22 protein-coding genes are annotated in these 24,235 nt (G+C 65.1%); 16 read left to right on the top strand and 6 right to left on the bottom strand.

The window, feature by feature from the left end:
- Positions 1-139: 139 nt before the first annotated feature.
- Genes AC630_RS23320 through AC630_RS23335 form a run of 4 tightly spaced genes read left to right on the top strand, consistent with a single transcriptional unit; the run spans position 140 to position 4,533 of the window.
- A complete protein-coding gene (locus AC630_RS23320; protein ID WP_074120789.1) occupies positions 140-1,483 on the top strand; it encodes an ABC transporter substrate-binding protein in 1,344 nt (447 codons plus the stop codon).
- A gap of 22 nt (positions 1,484-1,505) precedes the next feature.
- Complete coding sequence (locus tag AC630_RS23325; RefSeq protein ID WP_074120790.1) at positions 1,506-2,438, top strand: carbohydrate ABC transporter permease; 933 nt, start codon at positions 1,506-1,508, stop codon at positions 2,436-2,438.
- A 7-nt stretch (positions 2,439-2,445) separates the two neighbouring features.
- Positions 2,446-3,276 (top strand): carbohydrate ABC transporter permease, encoded by an 831-nt coding sequence (locus AC630_RS23330; protein WP_074120791.1) that lies wholly within the window; start codon positions 2,446-2,448, stop codon positions 3,274-3,276.
- Between the two features lie 24 nt (positions 3,277-3,300).
- Positions 3,301-4,533 carry a glycoside hydrolase family protein gene (locus tag AC630_RS23335; RefSeq protein ID WP_074120792.1) on the top strand — a complete coding sequence of 411 codons (1,233 nt, stop codon included), beginning with the start codon at positions 3,301-3,303 and terminating at the stop codon, positions 4,531-4,533.
- A gap of 38 nt (positions 4,534-4,571) precedes the next feature.
- On the opposite strand, the gene AC630_RS23340 is transcribed toward AC630_RS23335, so the two are convergent.
- Complete coding sequence (locus AC630_RS23340) at positions 4,572-5,585, bottom strand: LacI family DNA-binding transcriptional regulator (protein WP_167561260.1); 1,014 nt, start codon at positions 5,583-5,585, stop codon at positions 4,572-4,574.
- A gap of 108 nt (positions 5,586-5,693) precedes the next feature.
- On the opposite strand from AC630_RS23340, the gene AC630_RS23345 reads away from it, so the two are divergent.
- The 3 genes from AC630_RS23345 to AC630_RS23355 are packed head-to-tail and all read left to right on the top strand — an operon-like array spanning position 5,694 to position 7,906.
- Complete coding sequence (locus tag AC630_RS23345) at positions 5,694-6,392, top strand: alpha/beta fold hydrolase (protein WP_074120793.1); 699 nt, start codon at positions 5,694-5,696, stop codon at positions 6,390-6,392.
- On the top strand, positions 6,389-7,423 hold the full coding sequence (locus tag AC630_RS23350; protein WP_245330491.1) for an aldo/keto reductase: 1,035 nt from the start codon (positions 6,389-6,391) through the stop codon (positions 7,421-7,423). Before AC630_RS23345 ends, AC630_RS23350 begins: the two co-directional genes overlap by 4 nt.
- 42 nt (positions 7,424-7,465) lie before the next feature.
- Complete coding sequence (locus AC630_RS23355) at positions 7,466-7,906, top strand: RbsD/FucU family protein (protein WP_074120795.1); 441 nt, start codon at positions 7,466-7,468, stop codon at positions 7,904-7,906.
- A gap of 59 nt (positions 7,907-7,965) precedes the next feature.
- Here AC630_RS23355 and AC630_RS23360 read toward each other — a convergent pair whose 3' ends face one another.
- On the bottom strand, positions 7,966-9,642 hold the full coding sequence (locus AC630_RS23360; protein ID WP_074120796.1) for a Na/Pi cotransporter family protein: 1,677 nt from the start codon (positions 9,640-9,642) through the stop codon (positions 7,966-7,968).
- A gap of 179 nt (positions 9,643-9,821) precedes the next feature.
- Between AC630_RS23360 and AC630_RS23365 the strand changes: the two genes are divergently transcribed.
- Positions 9,822-10,181, top strand: a complete 360-nt coding sequence (locus tag AC630_RS23365) for a hypothetical protein (RefSeq protein ID WP_074120807.1) — start codon at positions 9,822-9,824, stop codon at positions 10,179-10,181.
- 19 nt (positions 10,182-10,200) lie between these two features.
- Here the strand turns inward: AC630_RS23365 and AC630_RS23370 are convergent, their stop codons facing one another.
- Both AC630_RS23370 and AC630_RS23375 read right to left on the bottom strand, forming a co-directional pair.
- Positions 10,201-10,554: an ADP-ribosylation/crystallin J1 gene (locus tag AC630_RS23370; RefSeq protein WP_074120808.1), complete on the bottom strand. Its 354-nt coding sequence runs from the start codon at positions 10,552-10,554 to the stop codon at positions 10,201-10,203.
- A gap of 383 nt (positions 10,555-10,937) precedes the next feature.
- Complete coding sequence (locus tag AC630_RS23375; RefSeq protein ID WP_074120809.1) at positions 10,938-12,257, bottom strand: hypothetical protein; 1,320 nt, start codon at positions 12,255-12,257, stop codon at positions 10,938-10,940.
- A 75-nt stretch (positions 12,258-12,332) separates the two neighbouring features.
- On the opposite strand from AC630_RS23375, the gene AC630_RS23380 reads away from it, so the two are divergent.
- Positions 12,333-13,529, top strand: coding sequence for an MFS transporter (locus AC630_RS23380; protein ID WP_074120797.1), 1,197 nt, complete (start codon positions 12,333-12,335; stop codon positions 13,527-13,529).
- Here the strand turns inward: AC630_RS23380 and dgcA are convergent.
- Positions 13,499-14,494, bottom strand: a complete 996-nt coding sequence (dgcA, locus tag AC630_RS23385) for an N-acetyl-D-Glu racemase DgcA (RefSeq protein ID WP_074120798.1) — start codon at positions 14,492-14,494, stop codon at positions 13,499-13,501. The two genes, AC630_RS23380 and dgcA, sit on opposite strands and share 31 nt — an antisense overlap.
- Before the next feature lie 133 nt (positions 14,495-14,627).
- Here dgcA and AC630_RS23390 point away from each other — a divergent pair, with 133 nt between their 5' ends.
- The 7 genes from AC630_RS23390 to AC630_RS23420 all read left to right on the top strand — a co-directional run bounded on the left by AC630_RS23390 (position 14,628) and on the right by AC630_RS23420 (position 23,657).
- The gene (locus tag AC630_RS23390; RefSeq protein WP_074120799.1) at positions 14,628-15,761 is read left to right on the top strand and encodes an MlaE family ABC transporter permease; all 1,134 of its coding nucleotides are present in this window, start codon (positions 14,628-14,630) and stop codon (positions 15,759-15,761) included.
- A 2-nt stretch (positions 15,762-15,763) separates the two neighbouring features.
- On the top strand, positions 15,764-16,534 hold the full coding sequence (locus AC630_RS23395) for an ABC transporter ATP-binding protein (protein ID WP_074120800.1): 771 nt from the start codon (positions 15,764-15,766) through the stop codon (positions 16,532-16,534).
- Positions 16,535-16,564: 30 nt separating this feature from the next.
- Positions 16,565-17,437, top strand: a complete 873-nt coding sequence (locus AC630_RS23400; protein ID WP_074120801.1) for an MlaD family protein — start codon at positions 16,565-16,567, stop codon at positions 17,435-17,437.
- Between the two features lie 224 nt (positions 17,438-17,661).
- Positions 17,662-17,838 carry a DUF3311 domain-containing protein gene (locus AC630_RS23405; RefSeq protein ID WP_074120802.1) on the top strand — a complete coding sequence of 59 codons (177 nt, stop codon included), beginning with the start codon at positions 17,662-17,664 and terminating at the stop codon, positions 17,836-17,838.
- Positions 17,828-19,318 (top strand): monocarboxylate uptake permease MctP, encoded by a 1,491-nt coding sequence (gene mctP / locus AC630_RS23410; protein WP_074120803.1) that lies wholly within the window; start codon positions 17,828-17,830, stop codon positions 19,316-19,318. Before AC630_RS23405 ends, mctP begins: the two co-directional genes overlap by 11 nt.
- Before the next feature lie 137 nt (positions 19,319-19,455).
- Positions 19,456-23,007: a hybrid sensor histidine kinase/response regulator gene (locus tag AC630_RS23415; protein WP_074120804.1), complete on the top strand. Its 3,552-nt coding sequence runs from the start codon at positions 19,456-19,458 to the stop codon at positions 23,005-23,007.
- On the top strand, positions 23,004-23,657 hold the full coding sequence (locus AC630_RS23420; protein WP_083636356.1) for a response regulator: 654 nt from the start codon (positions 23,004-23,006) through the stop codon (positions 23,655-23,657). The genes AC630_RS23415 and AC630_RS23420 overlap by 4 nt, the downstream gene beginning before the upstream one ends.
- A 73-nt stretch (positions 23,658-23,730) precedes the next feature.
- Here the strand turns inward: AC630_RS23420 and AC630_RS23425 are convergent.
- On the bottom strand, positions 23,731-24,235 hold a 505-nt coding region (locus tag AC630_RS23425; protein WP_143198253.1), incomplete at its 5' end, for a hypothetical protein.

Raw genomic sequence — 24,235 nt, forward strand, 5'->3', positions numbered from 1 at the left:
GATGCGACAATTTATGTAATCGAAACGTTTCGATTGACACCAAAGTCGGATTTGTATGAGTATTCTAAGAAGAGATTTTCAGGCTGGCCGCACCGTTCAGGCGTAAAATGAAACGTTTCGGATTTGGGGGGATACAACGATGTCGTCGAAGCTCGGGTCCGTCCGCGCGCTGCTCCTGGGCGTTGTCGCCCTTAGCGCCCTCGACCTGTCAGATCGCGCAATGGCGCAGCAGGCTGTTGCGCTGACGCTTTGGCAGCAGGCGAGCACCCCGGCGCACGAAGCCGTTCTGAAGCAGCAACTGGAGGTCTGTTCGGCGCAGCAGCCCAATGTGAAAGTGGGGCTGCAGAGTGTCGGTCTCGACGTGATGTATCCGCGACTGGCAACCTCCCTTAGGGATCGCCGGCCGCCCAATATCATCATCACCGTCGAGAGCGTCGTCGCGTTCCTTCACGACAAGAAGAGCCTTGTTGCCGTCGATGACGTCATTGACGGTCACGGCCGAGCCGACTTCATCCCGGCATTCCTTCAGGCCGTCTCGGCGGGAGGGAAGACGTGGGCGGTTCCGGACTGGGCGCTGCATCACGCGGTCTGGTATCGCAAGGACCTGCTTGCGCAGGCAGGCATTCAGTCGACACCGAAGACATGGGCAGAGCTGGAGGCGATGGCGGCGAAGCTGACCATCGACAAGGATGGCGATGGCAAGCCCGATCAGTTCGGCTTCGCCGTGCCCTGGGGAGCCAAGTTCTTTGCCGCCCAACAGTCGCTGTTCGACGCGCTCTACGCCGAGGGCATCACGGTGGTTGATCCCAAGGGCGGCAGCTATTCCTTCGCCGGGCGGAAAGCCGATGCCGTGCAATCCCTCGACTACATGATGAAGATGCACAAGGCCTTTTCACCGCCCGCAAGCATCGACTGGACGCTGCTCGAAATTCGGACCGCGCTGATGAACGGTCAGATCGCCGCAGGTGCCGAATGGGGCGGTGTGGTGAAATTCGTCGAGCAGCAACGGCCGGAGCTGCTGGACCAGCTCAGCGTATTTCCCTTTCCCGGACGCGACGGCCCGGCGAAGGCAAGCCTGGGCGGCGGCTTCTACATGATGATCGGCGCTGCGCCTGAAGCCGAAGTGGCGGCTTCAAAGAAGCTCGTCGCCTGCCTGATGCAGCCGTCGGAAGTCGCTCGTCGCGCCAACAGCCGGGCGATCTTCGCCTTGCCGGCAATCAACAGTGCCTACGACAGCGAAGCCTTCAAATCCGATCCGATCAATGTGCGGTTCGCCAAGGAAATCGAAACGATCCGCCGCGACGTGATCAACCGATGGTACCGCTACGGGCTGGAAGCCGGGCTCAACCCGGTGTCCTCGATCATGGAGAGCACCAGCGTCATCAATGAAAGCATGCAGAAGGTCGCGCTCGGACGGCAGACCTCGGTGCAGGCGATCGACGAACTCGATCAGTTCATGAAGTCGTCGCTCGATCGTCGCTAGTGGGCGCCGCCGGACCAAAGCCATGAACTCGGATTGTGCGGCCACGCCGCTAGACTCAGATCGCACGCTGTGGTCCGTCCTGGCGCGCTATCGTCCACCGACGGCGTGGCTGCTGGTGCTGCCGGCCCTGCTGCTGCTGGCAGGCTTCCTGTTCGTGCCGCTGTTGCAGTCGATCAGCTACAGCTTCTACGACGCCAGCATGGTCGGCGAGAGCGGCCGTTTCGTTGGCCTCGCCAACTACGCCAACGTCCTTGCCAGCGGAAAGATCGGCGCGATTTCCTGGGTGACGCTGGTCTGGACCGTCGGGTCTACGGTTGGGCAGCTGGTGCTCGGTCTGCTGGCAGCCATGACGCTTCTGTCGATGGGACGCGCGGGCGTTCTCATGCGGAGCGTGCTGCTGTTGCCATACGCCGTGCCGGCCATCTCGCTGGCGCTGGTCTGGCGCTGGATGTTCAGCGACGGCACGGGAATCCTGACGCATTGGCTGCAGATACTGGGCCTGTTTCCGCTCAACGCGTCTCCACTCGGCTCCGCCGATGTCGCCATCTGGCTGGTGGTGCTTGCCAACATCTGGCACGGCTTTCCCTTCGCCATGTTGATCTACCTGGTCGCTTTGCAGCAGATCGATCCGGCTCTGTACGAGGCCGCCGGCCTCGACGGCGCCAATATGTGGCAGAAGTTTCGATACATCACGCTGCCCTCGCTGCGCAGCGCGACCATCGCGCTGCTGGTGCTCCGCGGAATCTGGACAGCGACGTCCTTCGATCTGCCCTGGCTGCTGACGGGCGGCGGCCCGGCGGGAACGACCTATGTCTGGCCCATCTGGATCTATGAGGAGGCGATGGGCTTCTTCCGCCCGGGGCGGGCAGCGGTTCTTGCGTTGCTCCTCGGTCTTGCGATCGCGGCCGTCGTTTACGCGTTTCGCCGAGTGATCCGGCAAAGCCTGAGCCATTGAGCAATCCATGAATCCCAGTCGCCTTCTGCTTCGGCTGCCGTTCGCCATCTGGGCGACCGCACTGGTGCTGTTCGCAAGTTTCCCGTTGCTGTGGATTTTGCTGTCGGCGCTAAGGTCCCCAGCCGACCTGCTGGCAAAGCCGCCACGCCTTTTCACAGAGCCGAGCCTTCACTGGTTGCACGAAGTGCTGGTGCAGACCGACGCGCTGCAGTGGTTTGCCAACAGCGCAATCGTCGCGTTCGGCGCCGCCTGCATCAACATGCTGCTTGGCTCGCTCGCCGCGTACGGTCTGACGCGCTTCAAGTTCCGCGGACGTGACGCCATCACGCTCGGCGTGCTCTTCGTCTACGTGATTCCGCCGATCCTGATTTTCCTGCCCCTGTACGTAGCGCTCGACCAGCTCGGTCTCACCAACACCTATGTCGGCGGCATCCTCGCCCACACGACGCTGACGCTGCCGTTCTGCCTGTGGCTGATGCAATCCTTCTTTCGCAGCATTCCGCCGGAGCTGGACGAAGCGGCGGTGATGGATGGTGCCTCGACTGCGCAGATCTATCGTCTTGTGATCCTGCCGCTCGCTGCGCCCGGTATCCTTGCCGTCGGCATTCTCGCGTTCATCATCTCGTGGAGCGAGTATCTCTTTTCCAGCACGGTTCTCACGCGCAGCGAAATGAAAACGGTCCCGGTCGCTCTCGCCGAGATCGCGAGTTCCGGGCACGCGCCATGGGGCGAGATCATGGTTCTCGGCGCACTGACCACGGTGCCCGTGTTGATTCTCTTCACGCTAATCCAAAAGTGGTTCGTGCAAGGCATTACGGCTGGCGCGGTCAAGGGATGACGGTACGGGAAACGGGGGGCATGAATGCGGGTTGATGTCACGGTCAGTCACGGCGACTGGTTCAATTCCTGGGGCAGCTGGGGTCGTCCGTCAGTCGAACGCATCCTCGATCAGCTCAAGGAAGCTGGCGTGCAGCGGGTGCCGTGGCGCACGATGTTCGGGGCGCGGGCGCAGTACCATTCCAAGCTGGAAACGATCTACTGGGGCCGGGAAGGTGGCACCGGAATCGATCGTCCCGGCAATGAAGGCACGGCGCGACGCAGCTACGATTTGCGTCAATGGGACCCGCTGCCCGATGCGATCGAAGTTGGTCGGGAGAGAGGGCTCGAAATTGGTGCCTGGTATCCGTTGTTCGAGGAGACGCATTTTCAGCTCGATGTCTCGCGGTTTGCGCGGGAAAATCCGCAGTGTTGGGTCGAGACGCGAGAGGGCAAGACGCGGCGCAGCAAGCTCAGTTTTGCGCATCCGGCGACACGTGCACACAAGCTGGGAATGCTGACCGAACAACTCGGCTACAATCCCGACTATGTGATGCTCGACTTTTACCGTGAGACGCAGGAATGGGAGTTTCGCCGGCAGCCAAGTGTGGAAGTCGATCCCAGCGGGGTCTCGATCTACGGCTATGAGCCGCCGATGCGCGACGCGTTTCGCGCGCTTCATGGCAAGGATCCGCGCGACCTGCGCAACGACGATCCTGTCTGGGTGGACTTTCGTGTCGCGCAGAACACCGAGTTCATGCGCGAGGCTGCGGCGCTCGTGCACGGGAAGGGAAAGCGCTTGGCGGTACGGGTTCGCTCGCTCCGATCGATGGCCTTGCCGATGCCGTGGTGGGTATCCGAGCGCTATCCGACCGACTCGCGGCGCGGCTCGTTCGTCGATTGGGCGGAATGGGCGAGGCAAGGGCTCGTCGACGATGTCGTCCTGTTCATGGACAACTGGGATCTGTTCGACATTAGCGCCGCGGATGTCTGGCGCGAGGCGCTCGACGCGCGCGAGCGAATGGCCGGGAAGGGGACGCTGACGATCGGACTGTTCATGTTCGACATGCATGAGCGCAGCGCGCTTGACGCCTCCGGTCAACTCGAGAGCCTCGCCGACGGCGCCCAGCGCGGCGACGCCGAGGGTGTCTGCCTGCTCGAGTCCAACAATGTGCACGCCTGGGGCGGCGGCATCGGCGGCGGTGGCCGCAAGGATATCGGCCTATGGTCCGCCGTGCACAGGATCACGCGTCCGGAATGGGCGGGGCTGCATATTTGAGCGCTGCGCAAGACATGCTACCGGCCCGGTCGCGCGCGCTACTGCTCCAGCGCTACGCAGGAATCGCGTGCGATCAGCGTTGGTGCGAATATCTGGCTGCGCGCGGCAGGGACCGTCTCGATCTCGCCGACGCGGTCGAGAAGATAGTCCACGGCGATGCGGCCCATCTCTTCGATGGGCTGGGCAATCGCCGTCAGCCGTGGTCGCAACGCCGTGCTCCAGGGAAAGTCGTCGATCGCCGCCAGCGAGATGTCCTGCGGACATCTGAAGCCGAGATCGCCGATCGCCTGCAGCGCGCCAAGGGCCATCACGTTGTTTGCAGCGACGATCGCCGTGGGACGGTTTCGACCCGACAACAGCGGCTGGGCCACCATATAGGCCGCCTCGCCGCGGAAGTCGGCGCGGAGGCATATCGCAGGATCAGGCTGAAGGCCGATGTCGTGCAAAGCCTCGCAAAACCCCTGATAGCGTTCATCGCTGGTCGACAGGCCCGCTCGACCACCGATGAAGGCAATCCGACGATGGCCCAGCCGCAGGACATACTCGGTAATCATCCTGCCCGCGGCTCGATTGTCGAGGCCGATGAAGTCCCGATCGAGGCCTTCGATCCGCCGGTCGATGGTGATCAGCGGCGCGCCGATCTCGCGCGTGAGTTTTTCGCGGTAGGCCGTGCCCTGTCCGGACGGCGACAGAATCACGCCGGCAACGCGCTGGACGCGCAGGAGCTCGAGCAGCTCGAGCTCGCGCGCCTCATCCTCGTCGCTGTTGCAGATGATGACGGCGTAGCCGGCGTCGTGCGCCGCCTTCTCGATCGCGCGCGTGAGCGTGCCGAAGAAGGGGTTTGTGATCTCCGAGACGATGAGACCGAACAGCTGGCTGCGTCCCATCCTGAGGCTGCGGGCAATTCCATTCGGCGCGTAACCGACTGCGTCGACCGCATCGAGAATCCGCCGAAGGGTTTTTTCACTGACAGTCCCGCTGCGATTGAGTGCGGCAGACACCGTGGCGATCGAAACTCCAGCCTGCCTAGCAACGTCACGTATGTTCGCCATCGACGCCATCTTCAAGAGGGAACGAAGTCACGTCATCAATCTAAACGTTATCTTTGTCGAGAGGTAGTGATCTGTGATCCGATTGACGGCAATCGTTAAAGATATCCGATGCCTCCGCCATTGATCCTGCTTCCTGGCCTCAAGAGCGACCATCGTGTCTGGCAGCCCCAGATAGACCGGCTTGGGCGTCGATGCGAAGTCATCGTCCCGGTCGCTGCTCTCGACTCCGGGAGTATTGCCGGAATGGCCGCGGCCGTGCTGGCCGCTGCGCCCGCACGATTTGCGCTCGCAGGATGTTCGATGGGCGGCTATGTCGCCTTGGAGGTCATGCGATTGGCGCCTGAACGCGTGGAGCGGCTGGTGCTCGTCTCGACGTCGGCGCGCCCGGAGAATCCTGCCACCACGCCGCTGCGCCATGCGGCACTCGCACTTGCGCGGCGCGATGGTGTCGGGGCGATGGCTGCGGCCGGATTGGATCGCGACTTCCATCATGCTCATCGATACGATCTCCGCCTTGCGGCTCTGATGGTCGCAATGGCCGAGTCTGTGGGCCTCGACGCAATCACGCGGCAGGTCGATGCTGTCATCGCGCGGCCCGATGCCCGCCCTATGCTGGCGTCAATATCGTGCCCGACTGCCGTCATCGTGGGTGAACAGGATCAGGTTACGCCGCCGGATTGTTCGCTCGAGCTGGCTGCCGGTATCACCGGGAGCACGCTGTCTATGATCCCCGACTGTGGTCACTGCGCACCGCTGGAGGCGCCCCGGCGCGTCACGGAAGTTCTGCAAATGTGGATGGATGAATGATGGGTTTCACAGACGAGAAGCCGTTGCCCACCCGCACGCTCGGGCGCACCGGATTGTCGGTCAGCTGTCTCGGTTTCGGTGCAGCGCCCATCGGTGACCTCTATCAGGTGCTGGATGAAGGCCGTGCCATCGACGCCGTCATTGCTGCGCACGACGTCGGCATGAATATCTTCGATGTCGCTCCGCTCTACGGGCATGGTCTGGCTGAACATCGTTGCGGCACGGCGCTTCGTGGCGTGCCGCGCGACGATTTCCTGCTGTCCACGAAAGTGGGGCGCTGGCTCAACCCTCTTGTGGAGCGCGGAACCGGCTCGGGCTATGTCGGCGGTCTACCTCACGGTGCGATCATCGATTACTCGTATGATGGCGCGATGCGGTCAATCGAGCAGTCGATGCTTCGGCTCGGTGTCGGGCGCATCGATGTTTTGCTCATTCACGACGTCGACGCGTGGACACACGGCGAGGCTGCGGTCGAGACGCGGTTCGCAGAAGCAATGGAGGGGGCCTATCGTGCTCTTGCCCGCCTGCGCGCGGATGGCGTGGTCAAGGCGATCGGCGTCGGTGTCAACGACGTGGCGATGTGCGAGCGCTTCGCGAGTGCCGGCGACTTCGACGTCATGCTCCTGGCCGGCCGTTACTCGTTGCTGGAACAGGGGGCGGCTCACACCTTCTTCCCCCTTGCGCAACGCAAGGGGATAGGTCTCCTTCTCGGCGGCGTGTTCAATTCCGGAATCCTGGCGACTGGCGCCAGGGAAGGCGCACGCTATAACTATTCCGCTGCAAGTGAAGCGGTCCTTGCGCGAGTGCGTCAGATCGAGGCCGTATGCAGTGCGCACGACGTTTCGCTTCCGGACGTTGCCTTGCAATTTGTGCTCGCACATCCGGCCGTGTCGAGTGTCGTGCTGGGCGCGGTTTCCCCGGCAGAGGTCCGGCAAAATGCGGCGCGATTGAGCAGGAGGGTCCCTAGCGGGCTCTGGGGCGATCTGAAGTCGGAACGGCTGCTTTCTCTTGAAGCGCCGATTCCGACATGATCAGTCTGGGATTCATTTCATTCACCGGAGGCGTCCCCTAACATGCTGAAATCAATTGACCCGATCCTGACGCCCGACCTGCTCTGGCTTTTGGCATCCATGGGCCACGGCGACGACCTCGTTTTTGTCGACGCCAATCACCCGGCCACCCGTATCGCACTGAGCACCTCATCGCAGCGCCTGATCCAGTTGCCGGGCATGAGCATGGAGACGGCCGTCCGCGCCATCATGTCGGTCTATCCGCTCGACGATTTCGATCCCGATCCGGTGCGCGTGATGATGCCGGTCGACGATCCCGACCGCGTGCCGGACGTGCAGCGCGAGGTGCTGGCGGAGATCGAGCGCGCCACCGGCCATCCCGTTCGTCCCGGCAAGCTCTCGCGGCCGGACTTCTATCGCGCGGCGGCGGCGGGCTTTGGTGTCGTGCAGGTTGGCGACAACAGGGCCTATGGATGCTTCCTGATCCGCAAGGGCGTGATCTAAAGCGCGATGAAATTAGGTTCAGTCGGCTGTGCGTCGATTCAACCAAAACTCATCGCGCTTTAGCCGCGACCGATGAGATGGATCGCCGAACGCCAGGCGTGCTGCGACAGGGCCTCGACGTTGCGAATCGCCTCGACGCGAAGGAGGGCGGCGTCGGCGGTGAGGGTTCCATTGGCCACCGCGCCGAGCGTCGCGCTGCGGTGGGTGCGCAGCACTTCGCCGAGCTGTGCCGTACAACGCTCGAGCTCGGCGATGGCCTCGTCGGGTGGGTTCGCGCGCGGACCGGCCATGGCGTCGCCAGGCGCAAATCGCGGCGATCCATCGACGCCGGGCGGCGCCGCTACGCCGCGCGCAATCGCGGCCGCGCTTCGCATAATTTCTGCGCATAGTTCTCCGGCGCGGATGTCCTCCGGTCCGCCTGCCACCGAACCGAATTTGCTTCCTCCATTTGCGAGGTCTGTCAGTCGGGACGCGTGATCGAGTGCGTGCAGCGTGCTCGTGAGACGCCGTTGCTCGTCGTCGGTGTCGGGTGGTCCGGCCACGTCCGACAGAAATATTTGCGCCTGGCGCACGGCATCGGCCGCTTCCTGCACGGAGACGGTGTCCTTTCCCAGGCGTATGGGTCCAGCGCGGCCGGTCAGTCGCGCCTCGACCGTGCCGCACACCGTCACCAGCACGCGCGCGATCGTCCGCCGCACCGCTTCCACCGCCACGATCGGGGTCTCAAGCGCCGAAGGATCGAGACACCGCGTCAGCGGCGAGCTGCGCTCGGGCAGAATCCGTTCGACCAATCGCGTGAACGGGTTGATCAGCGGCAGCAGGACCGCGACGCCGAGGACGTTAAACGCCGTGTGGTACCCGGCCAGCAGCGTGACGCCGTCGATCGTGCCGGAGGCGCGCAGCAGCAAAGGCGTTACGACGGGAAAAGTCAGCAGCGCGATGAGCGCGGCGATCAGCTTGAAAAGGACGTAGGCGATCGCCAGCCGCTTTGCGGTGGCGCTCGCGCCGATCGCGGCGAGCGCAGAACTCGTTGCCGTTCCGATGTTCTGGCCGATGATCAACGCGCAGGCCTGGTCCAACCCGATCGCGCCTGCGAAATAGCCGGACAAGGTCACCGCGATGGCGGCCGTCGACGATTGCATCAGCGCGGTCATGACCAATCCGATCACGACCAGCGCCAGCGCGCCGAGCAGGCCCGACCACCATGACACTCCGGGACTCGCGAGGACCGCAGGCAGGTCCGCCGGGTGCAATCGCTCCGCCAGCCCACTCATGCCCTGCTGCAGGGTCGTCAGCCCGAACAGCACAAGTCCGAAGCCTGCGAGCGCGGCACCGACCCCGGAAATTCGCCCTCGGCTGAGGAGCTTGGTCAACGCGCCGACGAAGATCATCGGCAGCGCCGCGGCCGTGAGCGAGACGCGAACGCCGATCAGCGCGACCAGCCAGCCGGTCCCCGTGGTGCCGATATTCGCGCCGAAGACGAGGCTCAACCCTTGCTGGAACGTCAGCAGGCCGGCGCTGACGAGACCGATCGTCGTCATCGTCGTCGCGCTGGAGGACTGCACCAGCAGCGTGACGATGGCACCCCAAAATGAGCCAAGCAGCGGCGTCGACGCCGCCTTGCCGAGCACCGCGCGCAGCGCGGAGCCGGCCAGCGTCTTCAGGCCCTCCGTCATCACGGTCATGCCGAGCAGGAAGAGACCTACCCCGCCGAGCGTCGAGATCGCCGTGGACATGCGCGCTCCTTCCGGCAGAGCACCACGAATAGCGAAGCAGACTGTACAGCAACAAAGGCCGGAATTCAGTCACTGCCTGATTGGCGCGTCGGTGCAAGTTGCGGGGCAGGATGGAGCAGAACCAGCGGCCCACTCGGATTTGAGTGGCCCTCCCGCATGCGACTGTCTATCGTGCAGTCATGTCACGAGTCCTGTGTCTATCTGTTGCTATCATTCTGTCGCTGCTGCCGGCCGTGGCGCCGGCGGCGTCAACTCAAAAGCGCCCCAAGCCGGTCTGGCATGGCTACGGCTTCCTACCGGGCTATCGTCAACCGCTGAGCAACAGCCAGCCGCTCTACGCCCAGAAAGACGCAATGCGGCGCCTCTCGCGCAACGACCGTCGCCATTGGTACATCGATCCGGTCCCGAAGTATTACGGCTGGGATGGCGAGTGGCACTATTTCGGCCGGCCCGGCTTCGGCGGCGGCCGCTACAACGGCGGCAGCTTCGGTCCGTGCTGGACGCGGACGCCGATCGGCGCGGTCTGGAACTGCGGGTGACCGGTCGAGCGCGCGGCGGCTAGGGGAAGGTGCGGACGACCTCGATCAAGCCGACGATCGCGGCATTGAAGGCATCGAGCTCGTCGGCCGGAATCCAGTACTCCAGATGTGAGCGCCCGCCGGCCTCCCGTACGTCGTACTTCGTGATGAAGTCGCGTTTGATTACAAAACGCGTCACGAAGCCGGAGCCGCTCGCCGGGACATTCCAGTCGCGCGCGATCTTGATGGCGTAGTCTTCGGTCAGCACTGGATAGAAGATCGGCTGGTCCGGCAGGCGCGGCGGAAACGCGCGCATGCCGGTTTGCTGGATCAGCTCCAGCTCCTTCGGACCGACGGGGCGCCAGAGGGTGAGAGTGTCTTCGGTGGGGGACATGGTTGTGATGACCGGCTCTTGAGGTCCCTGCATACACCAGCTGCGAGGGGCAAACCACCTAGCAACTCGGCCGCGCGTCGCAGCGCGTCCGGGACGCGAGAGTGAGTGCGCTGTTGCCTCATACTCCGTCATTGCGAGCGCAGCGAAGCAATCCAGAATCTCACCGCGGTGACGGTCTGGATTGCTTCGCTGCGCTCGCAATGGTGATGTGGAGAGAGCGCGCCGCATCCTGCGCTCGTGCCCCGGACGCAGCGCAGCGCCACTTCGGCGGTGCGCTGCAGAGCCGGGGCCCATGTTGCTGAGGAGGCTTTGGCTCCTGGGTCCCATATCTGCGCTTCGCTTGTCCGGGACACGAGAGTGAACGGCGCAAGGACCTGTACCCCTTACGAGAAGAACGCGATCTTCTCGGCCTGGGTCATGCGGCGGATCGGCGCGAGCGGATCGTTGGCCGGCGCGCGAGGCTTTTGCAAAATGCCGCTGGCGAGGATGGTGGCGCCGAGCGAGGGCTCGGGGACGGGCGAGGGCATCGGAAGCGTCGTGGTCGGCGCCGCGGCGAACGTTGTCGAGGCTGCCATGGCCAGGGCGGGTTGCTCCATCGCTTCGGCCGCGGCCTCCGCAATGGCGCCGGTGAGGCGCGCCAGCGAGTCCATCGCGATCGGCGCGTCTTCGGCGGGCTCTTCTGCGACCGCAGCAGCCATCGGCTCCGGCGCTGGGGCAGGCATCTCGAACGGCTCGATGATCTCGTCGAACTCCAGATCGGGAGCGGCCATCTCCAGAGCAATGCGCTCGAGCACGGCTTCGTCCTCGGCTTCCGCGGCGGCATCGAGCAAGAATTCGTCCGCTATCTCTGCGAAGGCAGCGGGCTCAACCGCCGCCTCGTCGAACGTGGCGTTTTCAAAAGCGATCTGGCTTTCGGCAGCGATCTCCGGCTCTACGGCGGCGTCCATTGCCTGCTCGGCAATCGCGAATGCTTCGGCGGTGCCGGCCGTCTCAACGGCCGCTTCGGGCTCGGCAGCCTCTGCGACGTCCTGCGGCGTCTCCGTAAAAGCCACGGATGCTTCGCTCGCCATCGCGACAGGCGCGGCCTCGGCAGGCGGAGTCTCTGCGACAGGCGGCGTCGCTTGCCGCATCGGAGCAGGGGCGGGACGCGCTGCCTGCGGCGTTGCGTCGCCGTCGGTCTGTTCGACCCGGTCCTTGAGCAGATCGAATGCGGCCTTGAGCTCAGCGCGGGGGTCGATGATCGACACCTGCGCGCAGGCGGCCTCGATGGACGCGAGCTGCGAATCAATCATGTCGCAGATTCGCCCGTCGGCGCCGATCTCGCGCCAGCGCCAGGAGATCTCCTTGATGATGCGGATGCCGCGCGGAATCGGCGCAAGGCTCGCCTCGATCGCCGCGGGATCGAACGCCGCGATCGCGATCGTCTCAGCCTCGCGGATGGCGCGGCGGATCTCGACCAGCGCCTCGGGCAGGCGGTCCTCGACGACGGGTTGTCGCTGTGCCGCAAGGGTTTCTTCGATTTTTGCGACCGCTTCGAGCACCATGCGGGTATCCGCATTGCGGTTGCGCTTGGCATATTCGCCGAGGAACCAGCGGCCGCGCGCGGTCTCCATGAAGGCTTCGCGGATCGCGTCGTAATCCTGCTCGTTCGGCTCGGCAGCGCGGGCAGACATGGGCGAGAGGGCGAATGCTTCGTTGGCCATGACAATCTCGTCGCGCAAATCGCTGCGCGTTACTGTAACGATCACCACGATATCGACCGAATCGCAATTGGTTTGATGGCACGCGAATCACAAATCCCCACGCCAGATTCCGTGAAGCGGCGATTCGCCGTGAGTCTCGCCGTGTTCTACTCGGCCGTATTCGCGGTGTCGGGCACGCATCTGCCGTTCTTTCCGGTCTGGCTCAAGGCGATCGGCATCGACGCCTCCTGGATCGGCATCATCAACGCGCTGCCGGCGATCACGCGCTTCACCACGCTGCCGCAAATCACCGCCTTTGCCGAGAAGCGACATGCCATTCGCGCCGGCATGATGGTGTCGGTGCTGGCGACGGCGATCGGCTTTACGGCGGTCGGCTTGCAGCAGCAGCCGCTGGCACTGTTCCTGATCTATGCGCTGACCTGCATGATGTGGACGCCGACGACCCCGCTGACCGATGCCTATGCGCTGCGCGGTGTCGCCCGTTACGGGCTCGACTACGGGCCGCTGCGGTTATGGGGCTCGGCGGCCTTCGCCGCCGGCTCGCTCGCCTGCGGCTATCTCGTCGACAGCATCGCCGCGCGCGACCTGATCTGGGTCATCGTCGCATGGGCTGTCATCGCGGTCCTCGCCAGCCTGCTGCTTCAGCCGCTCGACGATGTCAGGCGCAAGACCGCCGAGACGCATGCCGGCAAGGCGCTGCTGCGCGATGGCGGCTTCTGGGCCGTCATCGCCTCGGCGGCGCTAATCCAGGGCAGCCACGTCGCCTACTACACGTTCTCGGCCATCAACTGGCAGGCGCACGGTCTCGGCGGGCTCACGATCGCGGGCCTCTGGACGCTGGGCGTGATCGCCGAGATTGTCGTCTTCGCGCTGTCGCCGCGTTTCTCGCTGCATCCGTCCTCGCTGATCGCAATCGGCGGCGCGAGTGCCGTCGTGCGCTGGATCGTCACGGCGCAGGAGCCGCCGCTGGCGCTGCTCGCGATCGTGCAGCTCGGCCATGGCCTCACCTTCGGCATGACGATCGTCGGCACCATGAACCTGCTGGTGCAGCGCGTGCCGCCGCATCAGATCGCGCGGGGGCAGGGCTACTACGCCGCGTGCAATGGGCTTCTGGGCGCGACGACCTCGATCGCGTCAGGCGCGATCTACGCCCGCATCGGCGACGGCCTGTACTATGTCATGGCGGCGATGGCCGCTGCCGGAGCGCTCGTCATCTGGTCGGCACGGCACCGCCTCAGGGCTCATCCCCACAGCGAGGCGTCGGGCGGATAGACCAGGCTGCCGTCATAACGCAGGGCGTGGTCGCGATCGCGCGCCAGCAGCAGCGGGCCGTCGAGATCGACGAAGCGCGCTTGCGGCGTCACCAGCATTGCCGGCGCCATCGACAGCGAGGTCGCGACCATGCAGCCGATCATGATCTCGAAGCCGAGCGCCTGCGCGGCATCGGCCATCGCCAGCGCCTCGGTGAGGCCGCCGGTCTTGTCGAGCTTGATGTTCACGGCGTCGTAGCGCTCGCGCAAGGGCGCGAGCGAGCCACGGTCATGCACGCTCTCGTCGGCGCAGACTGCGAGCGGGCGCCTGATCCGCGCCAGCGCGTCGTCCTTGCCGGCCGGCAGCGGCTGCTCCACCAGGGTGACGCCGGCGGCGTCGCAGGCGGCGAGATTGCGCTCGAGATTGGCCTCGGTCCAGGCCTCGTTGGCATCCACGATCAGCTCGGATTCGGGCGCGGCTTTGCGTACCGCCGCGATCCGCTCCGCATCGCCCTCGCCACCGAGCTTGATCTTGAGCAGCGGCCGGTGCGCCGCCCTGGCGGTCGCCGCCGCCATGGCGTCGGGGGTACCTAACGAGATCGTGTAGGCCGTGGTGCGCTCGCCCGGCACCGGGCGGTCCAGGAGGCTCCAGGCGCGCAGGCCGGCCGACTTGGCCTCGAGGTCGATCAGGGCGCAATCCAGCGCGTTGCGGGCCGCGCCGGGTGGCATGGCGGCTTGCAGGGTCTGCCGCGTGAGGCCGCCGGCTACGGCGTCCTGCATCGCTTGAAGGGCGGCTAGCGTCGCCTCGGGCGTCTCGCTATAGCGGGGATAGGGCACGCACTCGCCGCGGCCGGTCAGGCCGTTTTGGCTCACTTCGGCCACGACGGTGACGGCCTCGGTCTTGGCGCCCCGGCTGATGGTGAAACTGCCGGCGATGGGAAAGCGCTCGATTCGCGCGGAGAGGGACGGAACTTTGCTGGAAGTCATTTTGAACTCTGGCGAAATCTGAACCTGCTGGTTACCTGTAGCAACTAACAATGGCCAGTTGGGGTACCTTTTCTAGGTAAGGGCGCGTGCGCAACGATCTGATTTCCTCCGCCTCGGGACGGGAGCGGACATCTTGAACGGCGATCCGAAGCTGGAACGGATTGCCAAGGGCAACGCGCTGGCTCTTTGCGCCACCGGAACCTGGACCGCGAGCTTCGCGCCGGTCCTGGAGCGGATGGTGGCCGACGCGGAGAAGCTCGCTGGCACCCCGCAAAGCATCTTCATCGACGTCTCCGAGGTCGCCCAGCTCGACACCTTCGGCGCCTGGCTGATCGAGCGGCTGCGCCGCAGCCTGACGCAAGGGGCCGTCGAGGCGCAGATCGCGGGGCTCTCCGCGAACTATTCGAGCCTCGTCGACGAGGTCCGGCGGGTCAAGGCGACGCCCGTCATCGACACCGGTACTGTGACCATTACCGGCATGCTGGAGCAGATCGGCCGCACTGTCGCCGGTATCGCCGGGACGGTCGCGGGCCTCGTGGACATGCTCGGCGCGGTGTTGGCTGCGGCTGGGCGTGTGCTGATTCACCCGCGCTCGTTCCGCCTGACCTCGACCGTGCACCACATGGAGCAGGTGTGCTGGCGGGCGGTGCCGATCATCGTGCTGATCACCTTCCTGATCGGCTGCATCATCGCGCAACAGGGCATTTTTCATTTCCGCCGGTTCGGCGCCGACATCTTCGTCGTCGACATGCTCGGCGTGCTGGTGCTGCGCGAGATCGGCGTGCTGCTGGTCGCGATCATGGTCGCCGGCCGCTCCGGCAGCGCCTACACCGCCGAGCTCGGCTCGATGAAGATGCGCGAGGAGATCGACGCGCTGCGCACCATGGGTTTTGACCCCATCGAGGTCCTGGTGCTGCCGCGCTTGCTGGCCCTGGTGCTGGCGCTGCCGATCCTGGCCTTCCTCGGTGCGATGGCCGCGCTCTATGGCGGCGGTCTCGTCGCCTGGCTCTATGGCGGTGTCGAGCCCGAAGCGTTCCTGCTGCGCCTGCGCGACGCCATCTCGATCGATCATTTCATCGTCGGCATCGTGAAAGCACCGGTGATGGCTGCGGTGATCGGCATCGTCGCCTGCGTCGAGGGCCTCGCCGTGCAGGGCAGCGCGGAATCGCTCGGACAGCACACGACCGCGTCGGTCGTGAAGGGCATCTTCTTCGTCATCGTGATGGACGGCGTCTTCGCCATCTTCTTCGCCTCGATCGGAATGTGACGATGGCAGGCGAGATCCAAAACCCCATCATCCGCGTCCGCGACGTGACCGTGCAGTTCGGCGCGACGCGCGTGCTCAACGGGCTCGACCTCGACGTCAAGCGCGGCGAGATCCTGGGCTTTGTCGGCCCCTCGGGCGCGGGCAAGTCGGTGCTGACGCGCACCATCATCGGCCTCGTGCCGAAGCTTGCCGGGAGCATCGAGGTGTTCGGCGTCGATCTGGATTCCTCCAACACATCGCAACGCCGCAACGTGGAGCGCCGCTGGGGCGTGCTGTTCCAGCAGGGCGCGCTGTTCTCCTCGCTGACCGTGCGGCAGAACATCCAGTTCCCGATGCGCGAATATCTCCGGGTCTCGCAGCGGCTGATGGACGAGATCACCATGGCCAAGCTCACCATGGTCGGCCTCAAGCCCGAAGTCGCGGAGCGGTTTCCATCGGAACTGTCGGGCGGCATGATCAAGCGCGTCGCACTTGCACGCGCGCTGTCGCTCGATCCCGACCTCGTGTTCCTGGACGAGCCGACCTCGGGTCTGGACCCGATCGGCGCGGGCGACTTCGACGAGCTGGTGCGGACGCTCCAGCGCACTTTGGGACTGACCGTTTTCATGGTAACGCACGACCTCGACAGCCTTTACACAGCATGTGACCGCATTGCCGTTTTAGGGAACGGTAAGATCATTGCGGCAGGGTCGATCGCCGACATGCAGGCCTCGCAGCATCCCTGGTTGAGGCAATATTTCCATGGCAAGCGCGCCCGCGCGGTCATGGGTTGAAGCAGCTGGGTTGAGTAGCCGGAGCACCTGATGGAAACGCGGGCGAATTACGTACTGATCGGGTCATTCACGCTGGCGGTGATCGCCGCGGCGATTGGCTTCGTGCTGTGGTTCCAGTCGCTGCACACCACCAAGCAGCGCAGTCCGCTGCGCGTCGTGTTCGAAGGCCCGGCGGCGGGCCTGCGTAACGGGGGCAGCGTCAATTTCAACGGTATCCGGGTGGGTGAAGTGGTCTCGGTGAAGCTGGACAACCCGCGGCGGGTTGTCGCACTCGCCATGATCGAGAACAACGCCCCGATCCGCAAGGACACCCTGGTCGGCCTCGAATTCCAGGGTCTGACCGGTGTTGCAGCGATCTCGCTCAAGGGCGGCGAGGAGGCCGCGGCCCCGCCGCCGCTCGACCAGGACGGCATTCCGACACTGACGGCCGATCCCAACAAGCTCCAGGACGTCACCGAGGCGATCCGCGGCACGCTGCAGAACATCAACAAGATCGTCGCCGACAACCAGGAGTCGGTGAAGAACTCGCTGAAGAACCTCGAGACCTTCACCAACTCGCTCGCCCGCAACTCCGAGAAGATCGACGTCGTGATGGCCAAGGTCGACGGCGTGATGCTCAAGGCCGACAACCTCATGCTCGGCCTCAACACGCTGGCCGGCGGCAGGGACGGTGGCGAACTGTTCCAGGCGGTGAGGTCGATCCGCGAACTGGCCGACGATTTCGACAAGCGCTCCGGCGCGCTGATGTCCGACGGCCGCCGCACCCTCGGCGACATCAGCCGGGCCGTGAACAATTTCGACCGCAACCCGACCCGCGTGCTGTTCGGCGCCAGCAACAGCTCGCAACCAGCTCCGCCGCCCGAGCCGCCGAAGCCGGCGGCGGCGACCGAGCGCCGGCGGTAGTAGCAGTCCCTCTCCGCCCAACACAGGTCCTCGCGCGACAGGCATCAGCCGCGCGCGACGATGTGCATCATGCGCGCTGCTCCGTTCGTGAGGCGGCGATACGAAAGTATGGGGGTCTGGCCGAGCCAAGGTAGGGGGAGGGGCCGGCCGTCATTGTCAGCTATATCGCGCTCAAGTCGCGCTTCAAGCAAAGCGCGTCGATTTCACTCGCAGGGGAGGAGAGCGTGATACGTCTGTTGCTGCTGTTGCCGTTCATCGGCCTGATGATTGTGCCGTTCTACAATGTCCGGGAGCCCTATCTGTTCGGCTTCCCATTCTTCTACTGGTATCAGCTCGCCTGGGTGCCGCTGACCTCGCTGCTCACCTACATCGTCTACAGGAGCGTGCGCCGTGCTGACTAATGTCGATAGCGCGGCGTTCGCCGTATTCCTCACACTGTTCATCCTCGTCACCGGCATGGGCTTCGTCGCCTCGCGCTGGCGCAAGCCGGAGACGCTCGCCCATCTCGACGAGTGGGGCCTCGGCGGCCGCAAGTTCGGGACCTGGATCACCTGGTTCCTGGTCGGTGGCGACTTCTACACCGCCTACACCGTGATCGCCGTGCCTGCATTGGTCTATGCTGTCGGCGCCTACGGATTCTTCGCGCTTCCCTACACCATCATCGTCTATCCCTTCGTGTTCGCGGTGATGCCCGTGTTGTGGAAGGTCGCCAAGGAGCGCGGCTACGTCACCGCAGGCGACGTGGTGCGCGGTGCTTACGGTTCGCGCGGGCTTGAGCTTGCCGTTGCTGCCACCGGCGTGCTGGCGACGATGCCCTACATCGCGCTTCAGCTCATCGGCATGGAGGTGGCGATCAAGGCGCTAGGGCTGAGCGGCGAGGTGCCGCTGGTTCTCGCCTTCCTGGTCCTGGCGCTCTACACCTATTCGTCGGGGTTGCGGGCACCGGCGTTGATCGCCTTCGTCAAGGACATCATGATCTACATCGTGGTGATCGCCGCGATCGCGATCGTGCCGTCCAAGCTCGGCGGCTACGGCGCGATCTTCACGGCGGCGGATGCGGCATTCGCGGCTAAGGGCTCGGGCGGCATCCTGCTGTCGCCGTCGCAGATCGTGCCTTATGCGTCGCTGGCGCTGGGCTCGGCGCTCGCCGCCTTCATGTACCCGCACACGCTGACGGGTATTTTCGCGTCCTCCGGCGGTAACACCATTCGCAAGAATGCGATGCTGCTTCCGGCGTATACGCTGCTGCTCGGTCTGCTCGCGCTGCTCGGATACATGGGCCACGCGGCGGGGTTGAAGCTCGCGAGCAACAACGACGTCGTGCCGGAGCTGTTCAAGACGCTGTTCCCGAGCTGGTTCGCGGGCTTTGCGTTCGCCGCGATCGCGATCGGCGCGCTCGTGCCGGCGGCCGTCATGAGCATCGGTGCGGCCAACTTGTTCACCCGCAACTTCTGGAAGGTGTGGGTCGATCCGAAGGTGACGCCGGCGGGCGAGGCGAAGGTCGCCAAGATCACCTCCATGCTGGTGAAGGTCGGCGCGCTGCTCGCGATCCTGCTGATGCCGACGCAGTTTGCGCTCGACCTGCAACTGCTCGGTGGCCTCTGGATACTGCAGACGCTCCCGGCGCTGGTGTTCGGCCTTTATCTGAACTGGTTCTCGAGCACGGCGCTCCTGGCCGGCTGGGCCGTCGGCCTTGCAGGCGGATCGTGGCTCGCCTGGTCGGACGGGCTGAAGCCGCTGCACGGCATCGACTTCGGCGCGGGCACGGTTGCGGTCTACACCGGGGTGTTGGCGCTCGCGCTCAACATCGTGGTTGCCGTCGTGGTCAACCTCGCGCTCAAGCGCCTGCCGCAGGCCAGGCTGTCGCGCGAGGCGGCCTGAGGTCAATCTCCAACCGGCGGCCGGACAGCCGGCCGCCGGTCCTGAAAGTACCTTCCACGCGATTGAAAACGCTCTAGTATCCGCCCGCGTCCCGAATCCGCCTGTGGGCGGGCGGACCGGTCTCGAGTGAGGATGTCTTGCAAGCGTGGCTCGTACTCGCGGTCGCAGCCGGCTATGTGACCACGCTGTTCCTGATTGCCTGGTGGGGCGATCGGCGGAGCGTGGACGGGCCGCTGGTTTCGCCAAAATCCTGGGCCGCCGCGGTCAGCTATTGCCTGACGCTTGCGGTCTACAACACCTCATGGAGCTTTTACGGATCGGTCGGTCGCGCCGCCACGAGTGGCCTCGACTTCGCCACGATCTATATCGGCCCGACGCTGGTGCTGCTGTTCGGACAGACGCTCCTGTCCAAGGTGATCGCGATTGCGAAGGCGCAGAACGTCACCTCGATCGCGGACTTCATTGCCGCGCGTTATGGCAAGAGCCAGGTGCTTGCGGCGTTCGTGACGCTCGCTTCGCTGCTTGGCGTTCTTCCCTATATCGCGCTTCAGCTCAAGGCCGTCGGCAAGAGCTTTGACTATCTCATCCTGCAGCCCGAGCGTGCGGGCGGCGAAGCACTGCGCTTCTGGCAGGACTCCGCATTCGGAGTCGCCGCATCGATGGCGCTGTTTGCGATCGTGTTCGGCGTCCGGCACGTGCATGCCAGCGAGCATCATCGCGGGCTGATGCTCGCGATCGCCTTCGAGAGCGTCGTCAAGCTGGTCGCATTCCTGATCGTGGCGCTGTTCGTCCTGTTTGGTTTGTCCGGCGGACCAGCCGCTCTGCTGTCGCAGTTCCAATCGGACCCGCAATTGGCCGGGATCCTGACATTCGACCCAACGCAGCCGGTCTGGCCCTCGACGATCATCATCTCGGCGATCGCCTTCCTGTGCCTGCCGCAGGCGTTCCACGTCGCGGTCGTCGAGAACGAGAGCCCAAGCCACACGCGCACCGCCGCGTGGCTCTATCCCACCTATCTCGCGCTTTTCAGCCTGCTGATCCTGCCGATCGCCGCGGCCGGGCTTACCAGGTTCGGTGCGATGATGGACGCCGACACCTACGTCATCTCGCTCCCGATTGCAGCGGATGCGAGCACCATCAGCCTGATCGCCTTCCTGGGCGGGCTGTCGGCCGCCACGGGCATGGTGATCATGACCTCCGTCGCGCTGAGCACCATGCTGTGCAACGACGTCATCATGCCGCTGCTGCTGCGCTCGCGCTTCTTCGGCCTGCGCACGCAGAGCCGGCCGGTGACCTCGGTGCTGGTGGCGGTGCGCAGGCTCTCGATCCTCGGTATCCTGCTGCTCGCTTATCTGATGCACCGCCTGGTCAACCAGGCCTATCCATTGACCGTGATCGGTCTTCTGTCGTTCGTCGCGGTCGCGCAATTCGGCCCGGCGTTCGTCGGCGGTCTGTTCTGGCAGCGTGCCAACAAGATAGGCGCCGCGATCGGGATCGCCGTCGGATTCTGCATCTGGGCCTATACGCTGCTGCTGCCCTCGGCCGCGCTGCTCTGGCCCGCGATCGAGGGGATCGTTCGGCAAGGTCCGTGGCAGCTCGCTTCCCTGAGGCCCAACGCGCTGTTCGGCCTCGAAGGGCTGGACCCGATCTCGCATGCAACGCTCTGGAGCCTCGCCGCCAACCTCGTCTGCTTCGTCGTGTTCTCGGCGCTTGGATGGCAATCGACCGTCGAGCGCAACCAGGCCGCGGCGTTTGCGGATGGTGTCGTCCGCGAATCGGTCCCAAAGCTGTCCTCGCGAGTGGTGGTCCGCCTCGACGATCTCCGCGCGCTCGCGCTGCGCTTTGTCGGCGCGGAGCGCGGCGCGGCAGCGTTCGACAGCTATGTCGCGGCTCGCACCTCGGGAACCGGGCCGCGCCTGGATCCGTCGGGGCTGGTCGATCTCGACTCGATCCGCTTCACCGAGAATCTTCTCGCCGGCGCAATCGGCGCGGCCTCGGCGCGGGTGGTGATCGCGGCTTCGCTGGAAGGGCATTCGCTGTCGCGGCGGGCGGCGATGGCGATGCTTGATGAAGCCTCCGAGGCATTGCGATTCAACCGCAGCCTCCTGCAGAGCACGCTCGAGAGCGTGCCGCAGGGCATCTGCGCGTTTGACGCCGATTTCAACATCACGGCCTGGAACGGCCGTTTGATCGCGCTCCTGGACCTGCCGCCGGATTTTGTGCGCGTCGGCCTTCCGCTCGCGGAGCTCATCGCCTTCAACGTCGAGCGCGGCGAGTATGCCGCGTCCGAATTCGCCGCGCTCCTGGTCAATCGCGACGTCGCCACGCAGAGTTGGCCCTATCTGTACGAGCGCAAGCGGCCGGACGGCACGGTGCTCGAGATCGTCTACGATCGCATCGCCGAGGGCGGCTATGTCTCGACCTACACCGACGTGACCGAGCGTCATCGCGCAGCGGAAGCGTTGCGGCACGCCAACGAGGATCTCGAGCTGCGTGTCCGTGAGCGGACCGAGGCGCTCGAACAGGCGAAGGCGGAAGCCGAGCAGGCCAATCTCGGCAAGACCCGCTTCCTTGCAGCGGCAAGTCACGATCTGCTGCAACCGCTGAACGCGGCTCGCCTGTTCCTGTCCGCGCTCGACGAGAGCCTGCACACCTCGCCGCAATCTGGCGCGGCCGACAAGGAACGCACCCTGGCGAGCAGCGCGATCACGGCGCTGCGCTCGACCGAGCATGTGCTCGACAGGCTGCTCGACATCTCCTCCTACGATGCCGGCGCCGTTCGTGCCGAGCCGCTCGACTTTCCGATTGCAGATCTGCTCGTGCAGTTGAACGTGGAATTTTCGGCGATGGCGCGCGAGCGAGGGCTCGTCCTCCGCGTCGTCAATTGCCGCCTCGCGGTGCGTAGCGATCCGCATCTTCTGCGACGGATATTACAGAACCTGCTATCGAACGCACTTCGCTACACGCCAAAGGGGCGCATCCTGCTCGGTTGCCGGCGGCGCGGCGGAGATCTGCGCATCGAGGCCTGGGATACCGGCGTCGGGATCGCCGCGGAGGATCAGAAGCGGATCTTCGAGGAGTTCCAGCGCCTCGCGCCCGGGTCGGAGAAGGGGTTGGGCCTTGGGCTCGCGATCGTCGATCGCGTCTCGCGGCTCCTGGGCCATGCTGTCGATGTCCGTTCGCGCCCGGGACATGGTTCGTGCTTTGCCGTCACGGTACCGCTTGCGTCCGGGCCGGGAACCTCGCTTCAGCGCAAGGCCGCGGCTGCGGTGCCGCCGGTAGCGGAGCGGCCGCTGACGATCCTGTGTCTCGACAATGATGCGACCATCCTCGATGGCCTGACGGCGCTGCTCGGCGGCTGGGGGCATCGTGTGCTGGTCGCATCGGATGCCGCCAAGGCGATGGCTACGGCCGCAGCCAGCCCGCCGGACCTGGTGCTGCTCGACTATCATCTCGATGGGGAGCGCAGCGGCTTGGACTTTCTCGACGATCTGCGGCAGAAGTCGGGTCACGACATCCGTGCGCTCGTCGTCACCGGAGATCGCAGCGAGGCGGTACGCGGAGAGGCGAGGGCGCGCAGCTGCGAGGTCGTGTCGAAGCCGGTCAAGCCGGCAGCGCTGCGGCGCTTCCTCGGCGGCGAAGCCTTGAGCCGGCGGTTCGGGACGAAACAAGGAGCCTCCTTGGCGTGACTATGCGCATCCTTATCGGCGACGATCATCCGTTGGTGCAGGCCGCGTTGCGCAGCGCGCTGTCGACCGTGCTGCCCGATCTCGACATCATCGCCTGCCAGTCCCTCGACGAGGCGATTGGCGTGCTCTCGACCCAGTCGGACGAGATCGACCTGATCCTGTGGGACCTGACGATGCCGGGCATCCAGGGATTGGCCGCGTTGTTCATCCTGTCGGCGCAATTCCCAACGGTGCCGGTCGCGATCATCTCCGCGCGGCAGGACGCCGCCACGATCCGCCGCGCGATCGCTTATGGCGCATCCGGCTACATCCCGAAATCGCTCAGCCTGCCCGAGATGGCGGACGCGATCACGAAGATCCTCGCGGGCGAAATCTGGATGCCGCCCAACGTCGGCGGCCGCGGCTCGATCCAGAACGCCGACGTCGAGCTCGCCGCGCGCATGGCCTCGCTGTCGGCGCAGCAGCTGCGCATTCTCGCAATGATCGTCGAGGGCAAGCTCAACAAGCAGATCGCGGGCGAGCTCGACATCGTCGAGCAGACCGTGAAGGGCCATGTCTCGACGATCCTGCGCAAGCTCGGTGTCGGCTCGCGCACCCAGGCTGCCGTCCTCGCGGAGCGACTGTCGTTCGGGCAGCCCGGCGGGACTTGAATCCTCGACATCAATAACAAAAACGGAGGCCGTGAGGCCTCCGTTTTCTTATTCGCTACTGGCTATCCGCGTCTCACCCCAGCCGTCCCGCCGCGTGGGCGAGGAGGGTGTAGACCAGACCCGTCTCCGAGGTCAGGTGGTTGCGCAGCTCCTGCGGGCCGCGGCCGTCGCGGGCGACTTCATCGAGCAGGCGCTCGAACTCTGCGACATAGCGGTCGACCGTGCCCTTGAAGTTGCGGTCGGCGCGGTACTTGCGGGCGACCTCATCAAAGGCCTTCTGGCCGGCGGGCGTGTAGAGGCGCTTGGTGAAGGCCTTGTTCTCGCCGCGCTGGTAGCGATCCCACATCTCGGCGGCAAGGTTGCGGTCCATCAGCCGGCCGATGTCGAGCGACAGCGATTCCAGCGGATTGCCGCTACCCTGCGGAGCCTGCGGCTGCGGAGCGGGTGTCGTGCGGCCACGCGGGGCCTCACGGCCGTTCGGAGCACCCTGGTTGGCGTCCGTACGGTTCAGCAGGTCCGACAGCCAGCCGTCGCGGCTCTGGTCGTTGCCCGCGGGCGCGACCGGCGGAGCTTCGGTG

This window comes from Bradyrhizobium sp. AS23.2, assembly GCF_001908185.1.
In the GTDB taxonomy this organism is placed as follows: Bacteria; Pseudomonadota; Alphaproteobacteria; order Rhizobiales; family Xanthobacteraceae; genus Bradyrhizobium.